The following is a 17369-nucleotide window of genomic DNA, read 5'->3' as shown; positions in this document are numbered from 1 at the left end:
TGCAGAAATGCAAGCCGTCCTGCCGCTGCGATTTCGATCGAAGAGGAAAGTCCGGGCAACGCAGAGCATCTCGCTTCCTAACGGGAAGAGGTTCGGTTTAACCGAATTATGGAAAGTGCCGCAGAAAACATACCGCCGATGGCTTAGGCACAGGTAAGGTTGAAAACGTGAGGTAAGAGCTCACGACAGTTGCGGGCGACCGTAGTTGTGGTAAACCCCGGGAGTTGAAAGACCAAATAGGCTAACGCATGTAGGGCTGCTCGTCCGATGTTAGTGGGTAGGTCGTTTGAGATAAATGGCAACGTTTATTCTAGATTAATGGTAGGAACCGGTTCACCGGTACAGAACCCGGCTTACAGGCTTGCATTTTTTATTTTACCTCAGCTTTTTATCTTTTTATGACGCACCTATAAAGATAAAAGTAATATATTCGTGTCCTTAAATTAGAACAATCTCGACCCTCCTATGGCAAAATTATTAATTATAGATGATGAGCGTGCAATAAGAAGCACTTTACGTGAAATCTTAGAGTATGAGAACTATGAAGTTGATGATGTTGACAATGGTCCGGATGGATTGGATTTAATAAAAAAGAAAAAATACGACTTGGTACTGTGCGACATCAAAATGAATCGCATGGATGGCATGGAAGTTTTGGAACAAGCACTTGCTTATAGTCCAGACCTCCCCTTCATCATGATTTCTGGCCACGGCACCGTAGAAACTGCCGTAGAAGCAAGTAAAAAAGGTGCCTTCGACTTCATCTCCAAACCACCAGATCTAAACAGATTGCTGATCACCGTAAGGAATGCACTCGATAGAGGAAGCCTGGTTACGGAAACCAAAGTACTTAAGAGACGCGTTAGCAAAACCCGCGACATCCTTGGTAATTCGGAGAGCATCCAGAAAATCAAGGAAACGATCGAGCGTGTTGCCCCTACGGAGGCGCGTGTTTTGATCACCGGTGCAAACGGAAGTGGTAAAGAGCTTGTTGCACGTTGGTTGCATGAGAAATCTAACCGCGCAGACAGCCCACTTATTGAGGTAAACTGTGCTGCAATCCCTTCTGAGCTTATTGAAAGTGAATTGTTCGGTCACGAGAAAGGGTCATTTACATCTGCCGTGAAGCAGCGTATCGGCAAGTTCGAACTTGCCAATGGCGGTACTTTATTCCTGGATGAGATTGGTGACATGAGCCTTTCTGCTCAGGCAAAGGTGCTTCGTGCTTTACAGGAACACAAGATCAGCCGCGTAGGTGGTGAGAAAGAACTTGAAGTGAACGTAAGGGTACTTGCTGCAACAAACAAGGACCTGTTAAAAGAGATTGAGGCTGGTAATTTCCGTATGGATTTGTACCACCGCTTAAACGTGATCAACATCCACGTTCCACACCTGACAGAGCGTGTTGAGGATATCCCTGAAATTGCTTCAAGCTTCCTGGACGACATCTGTAAAGGTTACGGTATGCCCGTGAAAACCATCAGCGATGATGCAATGTCTGCCTTGCAGTCCTTACCCTGGACAGGTAACGTACGTGAGTTGCACAACATGATTGAGCGATTGATCATCCTGAGTGATAAAACCATTACCGAACAAGACGTAATCGCCTTTGCTAATCCGGGTGGTGGAACGAATATCGGTACCGGAAATGGCGGCAATGTGCAGACCAGAAAATCTACTTTAACCAACTTTGACCAGTTCAGTAACTTCCAGGAGTATAAGGATCACGCTGAAAAAGAATACATCAAGTTCAAACTGGAGAAAAACAACTGGAACGTATCAAAGACCGCCGATGATATCGACATCCAACGCAGTCACTTGTACAGTAAAATAGAGAAATTTGGATTAAAGCGCGTTACGGAGTAATCCCGCGCTTTTCCATTTTAGATCATCTTAGGATTCCATGTAATCCGCTTGCCTTCTGAGCATTGCCCTATACTTGTTGAAGATTGCCGTCTTGGAAACAAAGCCGAGAAACTGGCCCTGATCATTCAGCACTGGCAACAACCAGGCATTTTCCTGCTCCATCTTTTCTAAGACAACCTGCATGGTATCTGATAGCAACAGCACCTTTGCTGCAGGCTCCATGAGGTCATTTGCGGTAAGTGTTGCCGCTTCGGTACTATTCACTGCTTTTCTAAGCACCTCTTCTACGTAGATCAGCCCCTTAAATTGCTGCTTTTCATCAACCACCGGAAAGAGGTTTCTTTTGGACTGTAAGATGTCGTTCATTCTTGCGCTGATCAGATCATTACAATCGAGTATGAGGTAGTCTTTTTCTACCAGATAGCGCAGCTTCATCATGTTCAGCACGGTGGTGTCTTTATCTTCAAGCGATAGTAGTGCACCGCTCTCTGCAAGTGGCTTGGTGTAAATGGAGTACTTGAATTTACTGCGATTGATGAAGTAGGAAATTGCAGACGTAATCATTAAAGGTACCATCAACTGATAACCCCCGGTAATCTCTGCAATCAGGAATATCCCGGTAAGGGGCGCGTGCATAATTCCGCTTAAGGCAGCAGCCATACCAGCTACAATAAAGTTTGGTACGCTCACCTGCGCAAACCCAAGCGTATTGATCGTATAGGCTAAGGTAAAACCCATTAAACCACCCATCAATAAACTCGGCGCAAAGGTACCACCGTTGCCCCCTGCACTTAGGGTAACAAGCGTTGCAATGGATTTGGTAAAAACGGTTAGAATGGAGAACAGAATGATGAATAACGGAATATGGCTATAATCCGAAAAGATGCTGTTGCTGAGCATCGTGCTGTAATTACCACTGAGCAGATCTTTGATCGTAATGTAGCCCTCACCATATAACGCCGGAAAAAGGAAAACCATGCCGCCCAACATTAGGCCCCCGGCCACGACTTTCTTGTAGGGATGCTGGATATCCGCAAAGAAATGTTTGATGGCAAAATTGGCTCTTGCAAAGTAGATGGAAAACAAACCGATCAGAACGGCAAGAATTACATACCAGATCAGTGCATTCGTTTCCCAGCCGTCGGTAAGCAGATAGAACAACTGTTCTGTATAGAACAGTCTGGCGACTACCGCAGCTGTTGCGGAAGCAAGTAATAACGGTATAAAGGCAGGAATGGTAAACTCAGGCAGCAGAATTTCGATGGCAAAGACCATTCCGGCAATGGGACTGTTAAATGCACCTGCAATGCCCGCCGCGGCGCCACATGCAAGCAACATCGTAATCTCCCGGTAAGATAAACCGAGCACCCGCCCGAGTGTGGAGCCAATTGCAGAACCACTGCTTACAATCGGCGACTCCAGTCCTACCGAACCACCAAAGCCGACCGTAATGGCTGAGGTAATGATTTGAGAGTAGATGTTGTGTGACTCCAGGTTACTGGACTTCTTTGATATCCCGTAAAGAATGGGCGTTAACCCGGTCTCGAACTTCCCTTTCTTAATGAACTTGCGAACATAAAGCACGGACAGGAAGATCCCGATCATCGGAAATAGGAAATACAGGAAGTACTTGTATTTCCATTGGAATTCCGCCTGCAGGAAATGTTCTATATAGTGCGTGAGCCCTTTGAGCAAGGACGCTGCTAATCCGGCAATAATGCCGACAACGAGCGCACAGATGATTAAAAAGTTTCTATTGGAGACCTTTGTGCGTCGAAACTGATTGATTTGATCTATATAGTTTACAAACTTCACAAACATGTTTTTCCTATTTATCGAATTTGTCGAGGAGCTTGATTAATGTTGCAAAATCCTTAGGATAGGAGGCTTCAATGTTGATCTCCTGGTCGTCCATACCTTTGAAAATGATCTGCCGTGCATGCAGCGCAAAGCGCTTCATAATTGGCTGTTCCTCATCATCTTTCGAGATTTTATATCCCTTTTTTATTGATGAAAGAAATACCGGTTTACCACGGTACATGATGTCTCCCACAATCGCTGCACGCTGTGTGGCGAGGTGAATACGGATCTGGTGCATACGGCCGGTAATGGGCTTACATTCCACCAGCGTGTAGTGACGGTACTGTGTAATGGAGTTAAAGTAGGTTTCTGCACGCTTGCCTTCTTTGCGGTCGATGGTCACGTTTTTATTGCCATCGTTAAGGATAGGTAAATCGACGAACAGATTGTCAAATACAAACTGTCCGTCAACTATAGCATGGTAAAACTTTTGGATTCTTCTTTTCTCAAACTGAATGGCTACCGAGCGGTAAGCTTCAGGATGTTTGGCAATGATAATTGCGCCGGAAGTTTCTTTATCCAGACGGTGGCAAACCTGTGCGTCCGGACTATATTGTTTTGCAAGTCTTAATATGTTAACCTCTCCTGAACCACCACGCTCATCTAAAGAAGCAACAAAGGGTGGTTTATTGACAACAATATAGTCGTCATTTTCGAACAGGATAAGGTCTTTAAAGGAAGGATATTTCAAATTCTAATTTTCTAAAGTACAAAAGTACTAAGAAAGTTCGAATTTATACCCCACACCCTTCACCGTAGAGACATAATGTTCCCCTAACTTCTCCCGCAATTTCCGAATGTGTACATCAATCGTACGATTGGTAACCACTACGGAATCTTCCCAGATGTTCTTCAGGATCGACTCTCTTGTATATACTTTACCAGGTTTTGAGGCCAAGAGGTATAATAGTTCGAACTCTTTCTTTGCAAGTACGACCTTGTCGCCACTCTGAAACACCAGGTAGGCTTCCCGGTCAATAACTAGATCGCCGATTTCAATCTTATTTTCTGAAAGTTCTTCTGTGCTGTTGTTACGTCTTAGAATTGCGTTGATCCTGCTGATGAGCGCTCTAGGCTTTATGGGCTTCGCAATGTAATCGTCGGCACCAACATTAAAGCCGGCGATTTCAGAGTACTCTTCGCTTCTTGCGGTTAAGAACACCATGAAGGTATTTTTGAATTCGGGTATGGCTCGCATTAACCTGCAGGCTTCAATGCCATCCATTTTAGGCATCATGATATCAAGCACGATCAGATCCGGATGTACTTTCTTGGCTAGCGTTATACCTTCCTGGCCATTACTAGCCGTGTACACCGTATATCCTTCTTTTTTAAGATTGTATTCAACAAGCTCTAAGATATCCGGTTCGTCATCAACAATTAAAATCTTCTGGTTTGTAGCACTCATATCTTTAAACTATTTGTGACGAAATTAGGTAAACTAATGTTTCATCAGGTTAAATGGAGGTTAACAAATTGTTAAGCCGTAATTTTGAGCTAACATAGATTTTGTTTGTTAAAGCGTTTTCTCCAGAAATGCTGCTAACTCATCACCTCTCAGGTTCTTAGCAATGATTTTCCCGGTAGGATCAATCAGGAAAGAACTCGGAATTGCTTCAATCTGGTATAACCTAACTGTTGGGCCTTCGAAGTCACTTAGTTCACTTACGTGCGACCAGGTTAGTTTATCGGCTGAGATGGCCTGTGCCCATGCTTTTGGATCTTTGTCTAACGAGATGCCCAGTATGGTGAAGTTCTTGTCTTTATAGTTGTTGTAAGCTTTAACGATGTTCGGGTTTTCGTTGCGGCATGGCATGCACCAGGAAGCCCAGAAGTCCAAGAGCACGTATTTACCTTTATAATCAGCAAGGCTGATGGTTTTACCATCGATAGACTTCATGCTGAAGGCAGGTGCATCTTGTCCAACCTGAACGCTCTTCAGCTTAGCCATGCGCACTAAAAATTCTGTCACCGCCTGGTTGTCGTTGAACTTACTTTTAATTTTATCAGAATAAGCGATGAATTCCTGCTCGTACTCTGAAGGGTTTAGCGAGTTCATCGCGTAAAAGCTGGTTAATGCATCAGGGTTATCATTAGCGAACTTTAGGATGAAGCTCACCATTTCATCAGACACTTTGATCAGCTCCGGGCGAAGCTGCTCTGCGATCATGTCTCTTTTATCTGGATTAGCACTTACCTGCTGCTCGTAATTCGCCTGAATGGAAGCCATACGTGCATTGTACTTGTTTTTGTAAGTGTTTAGTTCCTGTAGCTTGTCCGCTTCAGCAGCACCGGATAGTTGGTATGCCATGGTCTGGTCATTCAGGTCTGCCGTAAGTTTGATGTTGTCGCCATTTTGTGCGATCACCACATATTCATTCTGGTTTGCACCAACTTTAAAAAAGTCTACAGCCTTTGTTGATCTGGTGAATTTGAATTCACCTTTGTCGTTTAGCACAGTTGAATCTACAGGCACTGCATTGTTATTGACCATTCCGAACAGGTAGATCTTACCTTGTGGCGTAGCGTTTTCAAATTTACCCTCAATGGTAAAGTTATCATTGCTTTTACATGCCGCTAAAACGATGATGCAAAGGAGGAATAACCAGCTTAGTTTTTTCATTTCTATTTTAATTTTTCGAGTATAATTGCATTTACTTTTTGGGGGTCCGCTTTCCCTTTGGCGAGTTTCATCACTTCACCTACAAACAGGCCTAACACCCCTTTTTTGCCTTTCTTGTAGGCTTCAACCTGCGGTTGTAGTTTCGCCAGCACCTGATTGACGAAGGCTTCAAGTTCATCACCATCTTCAACGATGAGCAGGTTTAATGTTGCAGCGAGGGCTTCAATGTCCTGGTCTTTGTGCTGCACTGCTGGAACAAGCTGCTGCAAGGCAATTTGCTGAGTGATCTTTTTGGCATCTACCAGGTTGATGACCTTAGCGAGTTGCGCCGGACTTACCGGGAAATCGGTGATACTAATCTGCTTTTCAAATAGCAGGGAACGTATTGGACCTGTAAGCCAGTTCACAAGACTCTTTTTGTGCGCCGTGCTTTCAGATGCGCTATTGAAATATTTTAACAAGTCAGGATCTTCTGCCAGCAACACTGCCTCCGAACGATTGATGTTGTAAGTGGAAACGAGTTGCTGCACGATCTCGGCTGGCAGTAGCGGCATGCGGGCTTTAACATCAGCAAGCCAGCTGTCGGATATAACTACAGGGGGTAGATCCGGATCTGGGAAATACCGGTAGTCGTTGGCTTCTTCCTTGCTTCGCATAGGGGAAGTCGTTCCGGCATCCGCATCGAAGTTCAGGGTGCTTTGGATGATTTCGCCTCCGGCAGACACCACCTCTACTTGCCTCCCGAACTCAAAGTCGATCGCCCTGCGTACGTTTCTGATGGAATTTAGATTCTTCACCTCACAGCGGGTACCAAAGGCAGATACCCCTTTTTCCCGGATGGAGATGTTTGCATCACAGCGTAGGCTACCTTCTTCCATATTCCCGTCACTTACATTCAGGTGGCGCACCAGCTTTCTGATTTCCGTGAGCAATACCGATGCTTCTTCCGCACTGCGGATATCTGGCTCGGTGACGATTTCAATAAGTGGAACACCCGCACGATTAAGATCAATCATGCTAAACGCCTCATGCTGGTCATGTAAACTTTTCCCTGCATCTTCCTCCAGATGGATTCTGTTAATCCCTACACGCTTTACCGTACCATCGGCTAGTGTAAGATCTATGTATCCATTAAAACAGATTGGCTTATTGTCCTGCGTGATCTGGTACCCCTTCGGAAGATCGGCATAGAAGTAGTTTTTCCGGTCGAAGTAGTTGACTTGATTTATGCTGCAGTTGAGTGCGAGACCGATGCGCATGGCTTTCTCAACCACTTCCCTGTTGAGTTTAGGAAGTGCACCAGGCAAGCCAATGGTGACTGGAGAGATGTTCGCATTGGCCGCTGCACCGAAAGATGCACTGTCGGAAGAAAAGATTTTACTTTCAGTATTAAGCTGAACATGTATTTCCAGGCCTGATACCAATTCAAATTCCGTTTGATCTGTATTCATTTCTATAGCAAAGATAACCAAATATGTTTAAGGTTCCGATGAGCGGCGTTGAGGAACATGGCACAAACTTTGAATTCACAGAATTACACAAATATGAAACATTATGAGAAAACTATTGTTGATGGCAGCATTTGGCTTAGCAGCCTTAGTTGCCAGCCCTGCGAAAGCACAAGTTAGTGTGAACGTAAACATAGGTGCACAGCCCGCGTGGGGCCCTGCAGGGTATAATCACGTAGATTATTACTACCTGCCGGAAGTAGAGACCTACTACTATGTACCGACACGTACGTTCATCTATATGAACGGGAACAGATGGGTTAAAACAAAACACTTACCTTCAAGACACCGCGGATATGATCTACATCGCGGTCGAAAAGTGGTGATAAATTCACCACGTCCATACCTGCAACACCGTAATTACAGGTCACAATATGGATACGCAAGCTATGCGCCGCAGCGGGTAAGCAGACAACGTGTGGTTTATCGTGACTACCCGGAGGCAAAGCACCACAACAAAAAGAACTATAAGCATAAGCAGAAAAGAGGCCACGAACACGGACACCGTGGAAGGCACTAAATGAAAAAGGCACCTCTAGGGGTGCCTTTTTTATTTAGATATGTTTACCGTATTCAGATGACGCATCATCTGAATACGGCTTATGTACTATGGTAGACTGTTTACGATTGCTTCTGCCTTTTTTAGCACTTCTGCCAGGCCTGCTTTGTTTTTTCCACCTGCGGTAGCATAGAACGGCTGTCCACCGCCCCCACCTTGGATCTCTTTCGCCAGCTCACGGATGATTGTCGCAGCATTCAAGCCTCTTTCCGCAATCAGGTTCTCTGAAAGCATCACGGTGATTCCTGGTTTATCATCGATTAGCGTTGTAATGACCATAAACAATTGATCCATAATCTCCTTAACAGAATACACAAGGTTCTTCACAGCATCAGCACTTTGTAAATCAACATGGGTTGCAATGAGATTTATACCCTTGATGGTTTTAACATGATGTACAATCTCGTTTTTAAGATTAGCAGCATGTTCTACAAGACCTTTTTCCGCTTCTTTTTTCAGCTTTGCATTTTCTTCAATTAATGCAGATACCGCAGCAGTAAGATCTCTGTTTCCTTTCAATAAGGCTCTCAGCTCGTTGATTTCCCGTTCCTGGTTGATGACAAAAGCCTCTGCCTTATCGGCAGTGATCGCTTCAATACGTCTCACTCCTGCTGCTACAGCACTTTCGGACGTTATTTTGAAATAGCCAATCTGACCAGTTGCTTGTACGTGCGTTCCGCCGCAAAGTTCTTTCGAGAAATGATCATCGAAGGTGATGATGCGTACTAGATCGCCGTATTTCTCTCCAAATAGAGCCGTAACACCACTTGAAATTGCCTTTTCATACGGCACATAGCGTTGCTCCTTCAAAGGTATGTTTTCGCGGATCTTGCGATTTACCAAGTGTTCAATCCTGGCAAGCTCTTCATCTGTAATTTTTGCGAAGTGCGAAAAGTCGAAACGCAGGTAGTCCGGCGTTACCAATGATCCTTTCTGGTTAACGTGTGGACCTAAGATTTTCTTCAGCGCCGCATGTAAAAGGTGCGTAGCACTATGGTTGTCTTGCGACAGCATGCGTTTATCCTCATCAATTACCGCCCAGAAGCCACCTTCCAGATCTTCCGGCAGCGTATCCGCGTAATGAACGATTACACCATTTTCCTTCTTCGTGTTGGTGATTTCTACAAAGAACATACGGCTATGATCTTCAAGACGGCCGGTATCACCTACCTGACCTCCGCTTTCTGCATAGAATGGTGTTTTGCTCAATACGATCTGGTATTGGTCCTTTCCTTTTGCGGACACCTTACGGTATTTGATGATTTCTGTCTCGGCTTCAAAATCATCGTATCCAACAAACTCCACCTCAAGGTCTGGTTTCACCAACACCCAGTCGCCAGTATCTATTGCAGTAGCTGCACGTGATCGCTCTTTTTGCTGTAACAGGGCCTTGTGGTACTCTTCCATGTCTACAGACCATCGTTTCTCGCGGGCCATTAGCTCGGTAAGATCTATTGGGAAACCGTAGGTATCATTCAGCTCAAAAGCGAAGTCACCTGATATGACCATCTGATCTTTAAGGATGCTGTAAACCCATGGATCATCAAATGATTTCTCCCGATCAATAGCGTTTTCTGACATCAGGAATTCAGCCTGCTTAACGGTATAATTTTCAAAACGTTGGATTCCGGTGGCTAAAGTCCTAAGGAATGAAACTTCTTCTTCCAGAACGACCTTCTGCACGAAATCCTGCTGCGCAGCAAGCTCATCGAACACGCCGACGAACTGTTCTGCAAGTACGGGTACGAGCTGGTTTAAGAAAGGTTCTTTGAGATCAAGGAAAGTATATGCATACCGTACCGCACGGCGTAGAATTCTTCGGATAACATAGCCCGCTTTATTGTTCGCCGGAAGCTGTCCATCTGCAATTACAAATGAGATTGCACGAACGTGGTCGGCCATAACACGCATTGCAATATCAGACTTCTCATCAGTACCATAAACTTTACCAGCCTTGGCTGCGATGAACTGAATCAAGGGTTGGAAAACGTCGGTATCGTAGTTTGATTCCTTTTCCTGCAGTACACGAACAAGACGTTCGAAGCCCATGCCAGTATCAACATGCTGCGCAGGTAGAGGCTGTAAAGATCCGTCTTTCAGTCGGTTAAATTGCATAAAGACGTTATTCCAGATTTCAATTACCTGTGGATGATCAGCGTTAACCAACGACTTGCCTGATACTGCTTCACGCTCTGCAAGCGGTCTACAATCCACGTGGATTTCTGAACATGGTCCGCAGGGACCAGTGTCGCCCATCTCCCAGAAGTTATCTTTTTTATTGCCCAGGATGATACGATCTTCAGGCACATACTGTAACCAGATGTCGTAAGCCTCCTGGTCTTTCGGCAAACCCTCTTTTTCATCTCCCTGAAATACGGAGACATAAAGTTTATCTTTTGGGATCTGGTAAACTTCTGTAAGTAGTTCCCAGCTCCATGCTATAGCTTCTTTTTTAAAATAATCTCCGAAACTCCAGTTGCCCAGCATTTCGAACATGGTATGGTGATAGGTGTCTAAACCTACTTCTTCTAAGTCGTTGTGTTTACCCGAAACCCTTAAACAACGTTGCGTATCGGCAGCACGACTAAACTTGATCGGTGCTTCGCCTAGGAACAGGTCTTTGAACTGGTTCATGCCTGCATTGGTGAACATCAAGGTCGGATCATTCTTAACGACGATCGGCGCAGAGGGAACAATCTGGTGGGCTTTCGATTTGAAAAATTCTAAGTAGGCGGTTCTAATTTCTTTTGCTGTCATCGTAATTGAGTATAAAGAACAAAATTAAAACTTTATTACGGGATTCTACTAAAATCCATTTACATTTGAACACTTTAGATAAGAGCCATAAGCCACTAATAGTCAACTACGAACTATGCCATATAAAGAACGGGAAATTAATAAGATGTACTATACTATGGGTGAAGTGACGGAAATGTTTAATGTTAATGCGTCTCAGATCCGCTTTTATGAGAAAGAGTTCGATGTGCTTCAACCGAAGAAAAACAAGAAAGGCAATCGTTTATTTACACCAGAAGACATTGAAAATCTAAAGATCATCTTTCATTTGGTAGATGATAAAGGCTTTACGCTGAAGGGTGCAAAGGAGCACCTGAAAAACAACAATTCTGAGGTTAAAGAGAACCAGAAGATCATCGCTTCGCTCGAACGCCTTAAAGACTTTCTGCTTAAGTTGAATGAGGAAATTTAACTTTCTAAATTAGATTTAGACTTTCCCGCAGTCTGGGGTACCTTCAATCCATGGTATCTCCTTCCAGATTTCATAGCTTCGAATGTATCAGCAGGTTACTGCTGGTTTCGCTACTCCTGCTTGGCTTGCCAAGCGGTATTTTTGCGCAGGAAGATCCCATCATCCGCGACATCATTGAGCAACTTGGCCCTGAGTTGGGCGAAGACTTCGACCTTTCCGAATTGGTTGAGAACCTTAGTTACTATCAACGCAAGCCGATCGACCTGAACAGGACGACAATGGAACAGTTGAAGTCGCTTTTCTTTTTGTCGCCCTTACAAATCAGTAATCTATTAGGCTATAGAAACACAAACGGTAAGTTCAGCAATGTGCTGGAACTGCAAGCGATAGATGGTTTTGATGTAGTCACCATCCAGAGGCTACTCCCATTTGTACGTATTGCTTCAACACCTGATCTGAAATCACTTTTCAGCAAGGATGTTTTTAAAGCAGCGGAGCAGGAGTTCTTTTTGCGTGTAGGGCAAACAGTGGAGAAGCAGCGGGGCTTTGAAGATCTGCCAGGCAGTAGGTATCTCGGTTCAAGGGAAAAGCTGCTTGGAAAATACAAATACCGGTATGAAGATCTTCTTGCTGCAAATCTGGTGGTGGAGAAAGATGCCGGCGAACACTTGTTTAGCGGGCCCAACAAAAGATCTATGGACTTTGTGTCCGGGAATGTCACCTTATCTAACCTGGGCAGATTCAAGAAAGTTGTCCTGGGCGACTACAATCTTCAATTTGGACAGGGGCTGGCCATGTGGTCTGGCTTTGGCTATGGTAAAGGTCCGGATGTAACCGGTGTAGCTAAGAAGGACCTCGGCCTGCGGCCTTATAGTTCAGCAAACGAAATTAGTTTCCTCAGAGGCGCAGCAGCAAGTATAAGCCTTTCACAACAGATACTCTTAACGGCATTTGGCTCGGACCGGAACATTGATGCCAGTACTAAAACCGCAGCAGACGGAACGATAACGCAGGTGAACATGAGCGCTAGCGGGCTCCATCGTACCGCAACAGAGATTAGAAACAAGAACGCACTCGGTCAGCGCGTCTTTGGCGGCGCACTTCAGTACCTATCCGATAACCTGAATGCAGGCTTTGTAGCGTATAATAGCACCTATTCAAATGGGTTTGTCACCGGTCCCCTAGGATATAATCAGTACAACTTTGTTGGAAAGGCGCTTACGAATATGGGCCTGCACTATAACTACACCTTTCAAAGCATATACTTCTATGGTGAGGTCGCGCATGATCTTAATGGTGGTATTGCAATGATTAACGGTGCAATGGCCAGCCTTTCCAGGACGATTTCTGCGGTGCTTGTTAATCGCTCGTATGATGTAAACCACCATAGTTTTTTCACTAGAAGCCTGGGTGAAACCGCAGACGCAAGCAATGAAAAAGGTTGGTATGCGGGTGTAAACGTCACCCCCAATAAGAAGATCACTTTTGCACTGTACGGAGATGTGTTCAAGTTCCCCTGGCTGAAGTACCGTATCGACCTCCCCTCGAAGGGATATGAAGTACTCGGACAGGCGATTTACACGCCCACTAAAACCATCAAGGCGGTGCTCAGATTGAAGACGGAACAGAAGCAGCAGAATTCCGGCGAAAAAGCGGATAGCACCTATATCGTGGATGTGAACAAAACCAATTTCCGTATTGCACTAAGCTGGCAGCCAAGCCGAAGTATTAGTCTGGAACACCGAACGGAGTTTGTGCAGTACCATAAGGAAGCTGTAGCCGATGGCGGCTTACTGGTTTACCAGGACATTGCCGTACATCCACAAGGGAAAAAGCTTTCTGGTAATGCCAGGGTCGCGTACTTCAAAACAGATTCGTATAACAGCAGAGTTTACGCCTATGAAGATGATGTGTTATATAGTTCCGGCTTCGGGATGTATAATGGCGAGGGCTTCAGAACTTACCTTAACCTTCGCTACAAAGTAACCAGAAACCTGGACCTATGGGCCAGACATGCCATGTTCTTTTACAAGGATGTAGAAACCGTGGGCTCAGGCCTTGACCAGATCCAGGGGAACAAGAAGAATGAAGTGAAACTTCAACTGCGTTATCAGTTTTGAGATGATCAATTCGGCTGAACTGGTATTTGTGCGCTTATTGATTCCACTCGTCGCAGGGATCATCTGCTTTTCAGGGGGACTGCCGCCAAGCGGATATCTCATGATGGGATGCATGGCCGCTGCGATGTTAATCGGACTGGGATTTACCGGGTGCTACTTTAAGCATCTGAAGAAAAAGCACAGAATTTTTGTATCCGGTGGCTTCTACCTGTTTTGCTTTCTGCTTGGTGGCTGGCTAAGTGCAGCAAATCATCAACTTCGTCAGGAAAGCCACTTTTCACACCTGGAAAGCTCATACTTGAAGGTGCAAATCAGTGATGAACCGCAGGTAAAGAACAACATCATCAGGCTACGTACCAAAGTGATTCAATCCATCACTGGAGCACAAATGAGAAAGGTCTCCGGGCAGCTACTCCTCTCCGTTCAGCTCGATACCAAACGCGCTGAAAGTATGGAACAGCAGACCATCGAAGCAAAGCAGCGGTTTAGTTATGGCGATCAGCTGTATGTTCCTGCAAACTATGTGGACATTACGGAACCACGGAATCCGTACGAATTTGATATTCAGCGGTGGTATCGCAGGCAGAACTTTTACCATCAACTCTTTGTGCAGGAGGATGAAGTGTTGGCAGATCGTGAAGGGATGGGTAATCCCATTATTGCATGGGCACTGCGGTTGCGGGAACAGCAGGTACAGCTCTTTCGACGCCTCATTCGTGATGATGAAGCAAACGCCGTCGCTTCTACACTGATACTCGGTTACCGGGCGGACTTGAGTGAAGAAACGCTGATGGCCTACAGCAAAACAGGCACCATCCATGCGTTGTCGGTCTCAGGAATGCATGTAGCGTTGATATACGTCATCATAAACTTTATGCTAAGCTTTTTGAACCGCTGGCCCGCGGGCAGGATTGCTAAGTTGATCATCGCAGTTGGTTTGATCTGGATGTACGCCATCATCGCCGGCCTTGCGCCCTCCGTGCTGAGATCTGCGATCATGCTGACCATCTTCATCCTTGGCAGCACCTTCAATCGTAGCCTCAACAACTATAACCTCCTCTGCTTTTCAGCATTTATCATGTTGCTCTTTAATCCGTATGCGTTATACGATGTTGGATTCCAGCTATCTTACCTATCGGTTTTTGGATTGATCTTCTTACAACCTTTGATCTACGCATGGTTTCACTTCGATAATTATGTTGCTGATAAGCTCTGGAGTTTCATCGCACTTTCCTCCGCTGCCCAAATCGCGACCTTCCCCCTGGCGGTTTATTATTTCCACCAGTTCCCGGTGTACTTTCTGTTGAGCAACCTCTTCATCCTTTTGCCTGTTACCGCAATCATGTATGTCGGACTGGTTATTTTGATCTGCCGACTCGAATTCCCTGGGCCAGCGTTCGAGTGGCTGATTAGCTTTACGAATCAAGGGCTGAAGTGGATTGCCGACCTACCATGGGCATCCCGCTCCGGAATATGGATTGATGAAAAAGAATTACTATTATTGAGCGTGGCACTGGTGTCTGGCTGCATGGCACTACTATACTACAATAAGAGGCTACTATATGTCAGTATAGTCACCATCTCGCTCCTATTCCTTAGTTTCAGCTATAATTATTACCAAACCAAACAGCAAACCCAGATTATCTTCTTCAGCTTACGAAATCATGCGGCAACTGCATTCATCCATCAAGATCGGGCATGGCTATGGACGACCCTGCCTGCAAATAGCAAAGCGTTCAGAAGCTTTGTAAATCCAGCATTAGAGCAATCCGGCGTTACGCAAGTAACATACCTCGACCTTCATAAACCATTTTCATCCGCTCCAATACAGCTTCGGGACCATCAGATTGTATTTGCTGGCTATAAGATGCTCCTGGCAGATACCTGCTTCAACGGGAAAACCTTAAGTCACCAGCTTAAAGTCAATACAATAAACCTGTCTCTACACACAAAGGTCAATCTTGAGCAGCTATTAACAAATTGCAAAGCGGAACAGCTCATTATAGATGGCAGCATTTCAAGTTATCGGACCAAAGGTTTCGAAAACGCGGCTCATAATTATGATTTGCCTGTTTACAATTTAAAAATAAAAAAAGCATATTTGGTAAACCTTACCCAATAGCTAACCTTCCGATAATTTTATGTCAGAATCTCTGGTTTTATATACGGTCGCAAATCGTATTGCTACAATTACCCTAAATCGTCCAGAAAAAAAGAATGCACTAAGCGCAGAACTGGTTGCGCAGCTAACGGAGGTTATGCTTGACGCCGCTGAGGATGACCTCGTAAAAGTCATCGTCTTAAAAGCAAGCGGCAATGTCTTCAGTGCTGGCGCCGATCTCGCGTATTTACAGCAACTACAAAACAACAGCCACGAAGAAAATCTTACCGATTCCAGAAATCTGGAGAAGCTTTTCAAGGCCATCTACTACCTCCCTAAGGTTGTCATTGCACAAGTGGAAGGACATGCCATTGCAGGTGGATGTGGACTGGCGACCGTTTGTGACATCATTTTCAGCGTACCGGAAGCGAAGTTTGGGTACACGGAGGTGAAATTAGGTTTTGTGCCTGCCATCGTAAGTTGCTTTCTGCTTCGGAAAACAAGTGAAACGCTTGCCAAGCGCCTTCTACTCACCGCAGAGCTCTTTTCTGCACAGCAGGCACTGGATTTTGGATTGATCACATTCCTTGCTGAAAAAGATGAAATAGATGCTAAAGTTCAGGAATTCAGCTTAAATTTATGTGAGCAGGCCTCATCAAATGCGTTGATGGTCACAAAACAACTTATTGGGCAAACAACCAATCCAACGCTGGAGAAAAGTCTGGATATCGCGGTACAAATTAATGCAAGGGTTAGAGAAAGCGCAGACTTCAAAAAAGGTGTTGCCTCATTTCTCAACAAAGAACCCATTCAATGGTAACCAATTCCAACTATCAATATGTTTAAATCAATGAAAACGGGGGTAATCGCCTTCATCCTGCTTAGTACAGCAGCACTTGCGCAAGCACAAAAGAAAATCGAACAGGGCACCGTGACATACACAGTCACCTACGATGCTAAACCAGAACAGAAGGCTATGGTAGACCAACTACCTACCGAGAGCGTAATGGAGTTTAACAACAATCTTGGACGCATTCAAATGGACCTTGGTGCAGCCTTAGTTAAAGTCATCACAGATGCAGATACAAAAACTGCACTGTTACTGGTAGACGTTCCTATGGCACAAAAACAATTTGCAACCAAGATGTCCGCTGAAGATGTTGCCAAACAACGAGGAGACATTAAGTACAGCAACTTCAAACCTACCGGACAAAAGCAAACCGTTGCAGGTTACAATGCCGAAAAATACACCTACACAGATAACAAAAACGAGAACTATGAGCTTTGGTTAACAAAGGACGTACGTCTTGCAAAGGGTGCAGAATTCGAAGACTTCGCACCATTAAATGGCACGCCTCTTAAATACACCATGACTGTTAACGGTCTTAAGAGTAACTACACCTTGAAAAGCATCAAAGAAGGCAATGTTGCTAAACTTTCTATGGAAGTTCCTGCAGGCTACGAGTTGAAAACGGCAGCAGAGATGCAGGCGATGCAAGGAGGCGGAGAATAGTCTTAGATGAA

The 17369-nt window shown here is 44.9% G+C and carries 13 protein-coding genes and 1 other RNA gene; 8 read left to right on the top strand and 6 right to left on the bottom strand.

Annotated elements, in window-relative coordinates; genetic code table 11:
* Window positions 1–6 precede the first annotated feature (6 nt).
* Both rnpB and IEW69_RS09735 read left to right on the top strand, forming a co-directional pair.
* An RNA gene (gene rnpB, locus IEW69_RS09740) (RNase P RNA component class A) lies at window positions 7–372 on the top strand.
* 93 nt (window positions 373–465) lie between these two features.
* On the top strand, window positions 466–1866 hold the full coding sequence (locus IEW69_RS09735) for a sigma-54-dependent transcriptional regulator (protein WP_188626665.1): 1401 nt from the start codon (window positions 466–468) through the stop codon (window positions 1864–1866).
* 27 nt (window positions 1867–1893) lie between these two features.
* Here the strand turns inward: IEW69_RS09735 and IEW69_RS09730 are convergent, their stop codons facing one another.
* From IEW69_RS09730 to gatB, 5 genes are all read right to left on the bottom strand, one after another.
* Window positions 1894–3687 (bottom strand): chloride channel protein, encoded by a 1794-nt coding sequence (locus IEW69_RS09730; RefSeq protein ID WP_188626664.1) that lies wholly within the window; start codon window positions 3685–3687, stop codon window positions 1894–1896.
* A 7-nt stretch (window positions 3688–3694) separates the two neighbouring features.
* On the bottom strand, window positions 3695–4417 hold the full coding sequence (locus tag IEW69_RS09725) for an RluA family pseudouridine synthase (RefSeq protein ID WP_188626663.1): 723 nt from the start codon (window positions 4415–4417) through the stop codon (window positions 3695–3697).
* Between the two features lie 27 nt (window positions 4418–4444).
* A complete protein-coding gene (locus tag IEW69_RS09720; protein ID WP_188626662.1) occupies window positions 4445–5134 on the bottom strand; it encodes a response regulator transcription factor in 690 nt (229 codons plus the stop codon).
* A gap of 108 nt (window positions 5135–5242) precedes the next feature.
* Entirely contained in the window at window positions 5243–6349 is a 1107-nt protein-coding gene (locus IEW69_RS09715; protein ID WP_188626661.1) for a TlpA disulfide reductase family protein, read from the bottom strand.
* Window positions 6350–6351: 2 nt separating this feature from the next.
* A complete protein-coding gene (gene gatB / locus IEW69_RS09710) occupies window positions 6352–7800 on the bottom strand; it encodes an Asp-tRNA(Asn)/Glu-tRNA(Gln) amidotransferase subunit GatB (RefSeq protein WP_188626660.1) in 1449 nt (482 codons plus the stop codon).
* Between the two features lie 103 nt (window positions 7801–7903).
* Here gatB and IEW69_RS09705 point away from each other — a divergent pair, with 103 nt between their 5' ends.
* Window positions 7904–8377, top strand: coding sequence for a hypothetical protein (locus tag IEW69_RS09705; protein ID WP_188626659.1), 474 nt, complete (start codon window positions 7904–7906; stop codon window positions 8375–8377).
* Window positions 8378–8464: 87 nt separating this feature from the next.
* Here the strand turns inward: IEW69_RS09705 and alaS are convergent, their stop codons facing one another.
* Window positions 8465–11173, bottom strand: a complete 2709-nt coding sequence (alaS, locus tag IEW69_RS09700) for an alanine--tRNA ligase (protein ID WP_188626658.1) — start codon at window positions 11171–11173, stop codon at window positions 8465–8467.
* A 115-nt stretch (window positions 11174–11288) separates the two neighbouring features.
* On the opposite strand from alaS, the gene IEW69_RS09695 reads away from it, so the two are divergent.
* The 5 genes from IEW69_RS09695 to IEW69_RS09675 are packed head-to-tail and all read left to right on the top strand — an operon-like array spanning window position 11289 to window position 17358.
* Window positions 11289–11624 carry a MerR family transcriptional regulator gene (locus IEW69_RS09695; protein WP_188626657.1) on the top strand — a complete coding sequence of 112 codons (336 nt, stop codon included), beginning with the start codon at window positions 11289–11291 and terminating at the stop codon, window positions 11622–11624.
* A gap of 50 nt (window positions 11625–11674) precedes the next feature.
* Window positions 11675–13744 (top strand): ComEA family DNA-binding protein, encoded by a 2070-nt coding sequence (locus IEW69_RS09690; protein WP_188626656.1) that lies wholly within the window; start codon window positions 11675–11677, stop codon window positions 13742–13744.
* 1 nt (window position 13745) lies between these two features.
* Window positions 13746–15866, top strand: coding sequence for a ComEC/Rec2 family competence protein (locus IEW69_RS09685; RefSeq protein WP_188626655.1), 2121 nt, complete (start codon window positions 13746–13748; stop codon window positions 15864–15866).
* Window positions 15867–15885: 19 nt separating this feature from the next.
* On the top strand, window positions 15886–16665 hold the full coding sequence (locus tag IEW69_RS09680) for an enoyl-CoA hydratase/isomerase family protein (protein ID WP_188626654.1): 780 nt from the start codon (window positions 15886–15888) through the stop codon (window positions 16663–16665).
* Between the two features lie 18 nt (window positions 16666–16683).
* A complete protein-coding gene (locus tag IEW69_RS09675; protein ID WP_188626653.1) occupies window positions 16684–17358 on the top strand; it encodes a DUF4412 domain-containing protein in 675 nt (224 codons plus the stop codon).
* Window positions 17359–17369: the final 11 nt, after the last annotated feature.

The sequence above is a fragment of the Pedobacter quisquiliarum genome, assembly GCF_014642175.1.
Lineage (GTDB): Bacteria > Bacteroidota > Bacteroidia > Sphingobacteriales > Sphingobacteriaceae > Pedobacter > Pedobacter quisquiliarum.
The sequence above is the reverse complement of the archived record's forward strand: the minus strand, read 5'-3'. Positions and strand labels throughout refer to the sequence as shown.

Excerpts from the sequence above, each read along its gene's own strand:
- IEW69_RS09735 (WP_188626665.1), top strand. The coding sequence starts at position 466 with ATGGCAAAATTATTAATTATAGATGATGAGCGTGCAATAAGAAGCACT.
- IEW69_RS09730 (WP_188626664.1), bottom strand. The coding sequence starts at position 3,687 with ATGTTTGTGAAGTTTGTAAACTATATAGATCAAATCAATCAGTTTCGA.
- IEW69_RS09720 (WP_188626662.1), bottom strand. The coding sequence starts at position 5,134 with ATGAGTGCTACAAACCAGAAGATTTTAATTGTTGATGACGAACCGGAT.
- IEW69_RS09715 (WP_188626661.1), bottom strand. The coding sequence starts at position 6,349 with ATGAAAAAACTAAGCTGGTTATTCCTCCTTTGCATCATCGTTTTAGCG.
- gatB (WP_188626660.1), bottom strand. The coding sequence starts at position 7,800 with ATGAATACAGATCAAACGGAATTTGAATTGGTATCAGGCCTGGAAATA.
- IEW69_RS09705 (WP_188626659.1), top strand. The coding sequence starts at position 7,904 with ATGAGAAAACTATTGTTGATGGCAGCATTTGGCTTAGCAGCCTTAGTT.
- alaS (WP_188626658.1), bottom strand. The coding sequence starts at position 11,173 with ATGACAGCAAAAGAAATTAGAACCGCCTACTTAGAATTTTTCAAATCG.
- IEW69_RS09695 (WP_188626657.1), top strand. The coding sequence starts at position 11,289 with ATGCCATATAAAGAACGGGAAATTAATAAGATGTACTATACTATGGGT.
- IEW69_RS09690 (WP_188626656.1), top strand. The coding sequence starts at position 11,675 with ATGGTATCTCCTTCCAGATTTCATAGCTTCGAATGTATCAGCAGGTTA.
- IEW69_RS09685 (WP_188626655.1), top strand. The coding sequence starts at position 13,746 with ATGATCAATTCGGCTGAACTGGTATTTGTGCGCTTATTGATTCCACTC.
- IEW69_RS09680 (WP_188626654.1), top strand. The coding sequence starts at position 15,886 with ATGTCAGAATCTCTGGTTTTATATACGGTCGCAAATCGTATTGCTACA.
- IEW69_RS09675 (WP_188626653.1), top strand. The coding sequence starts at position 16,684 with ATGTTTAAATCAATGAAAACGGGGGTAATCGCCTTCATCCTGCTTAGT.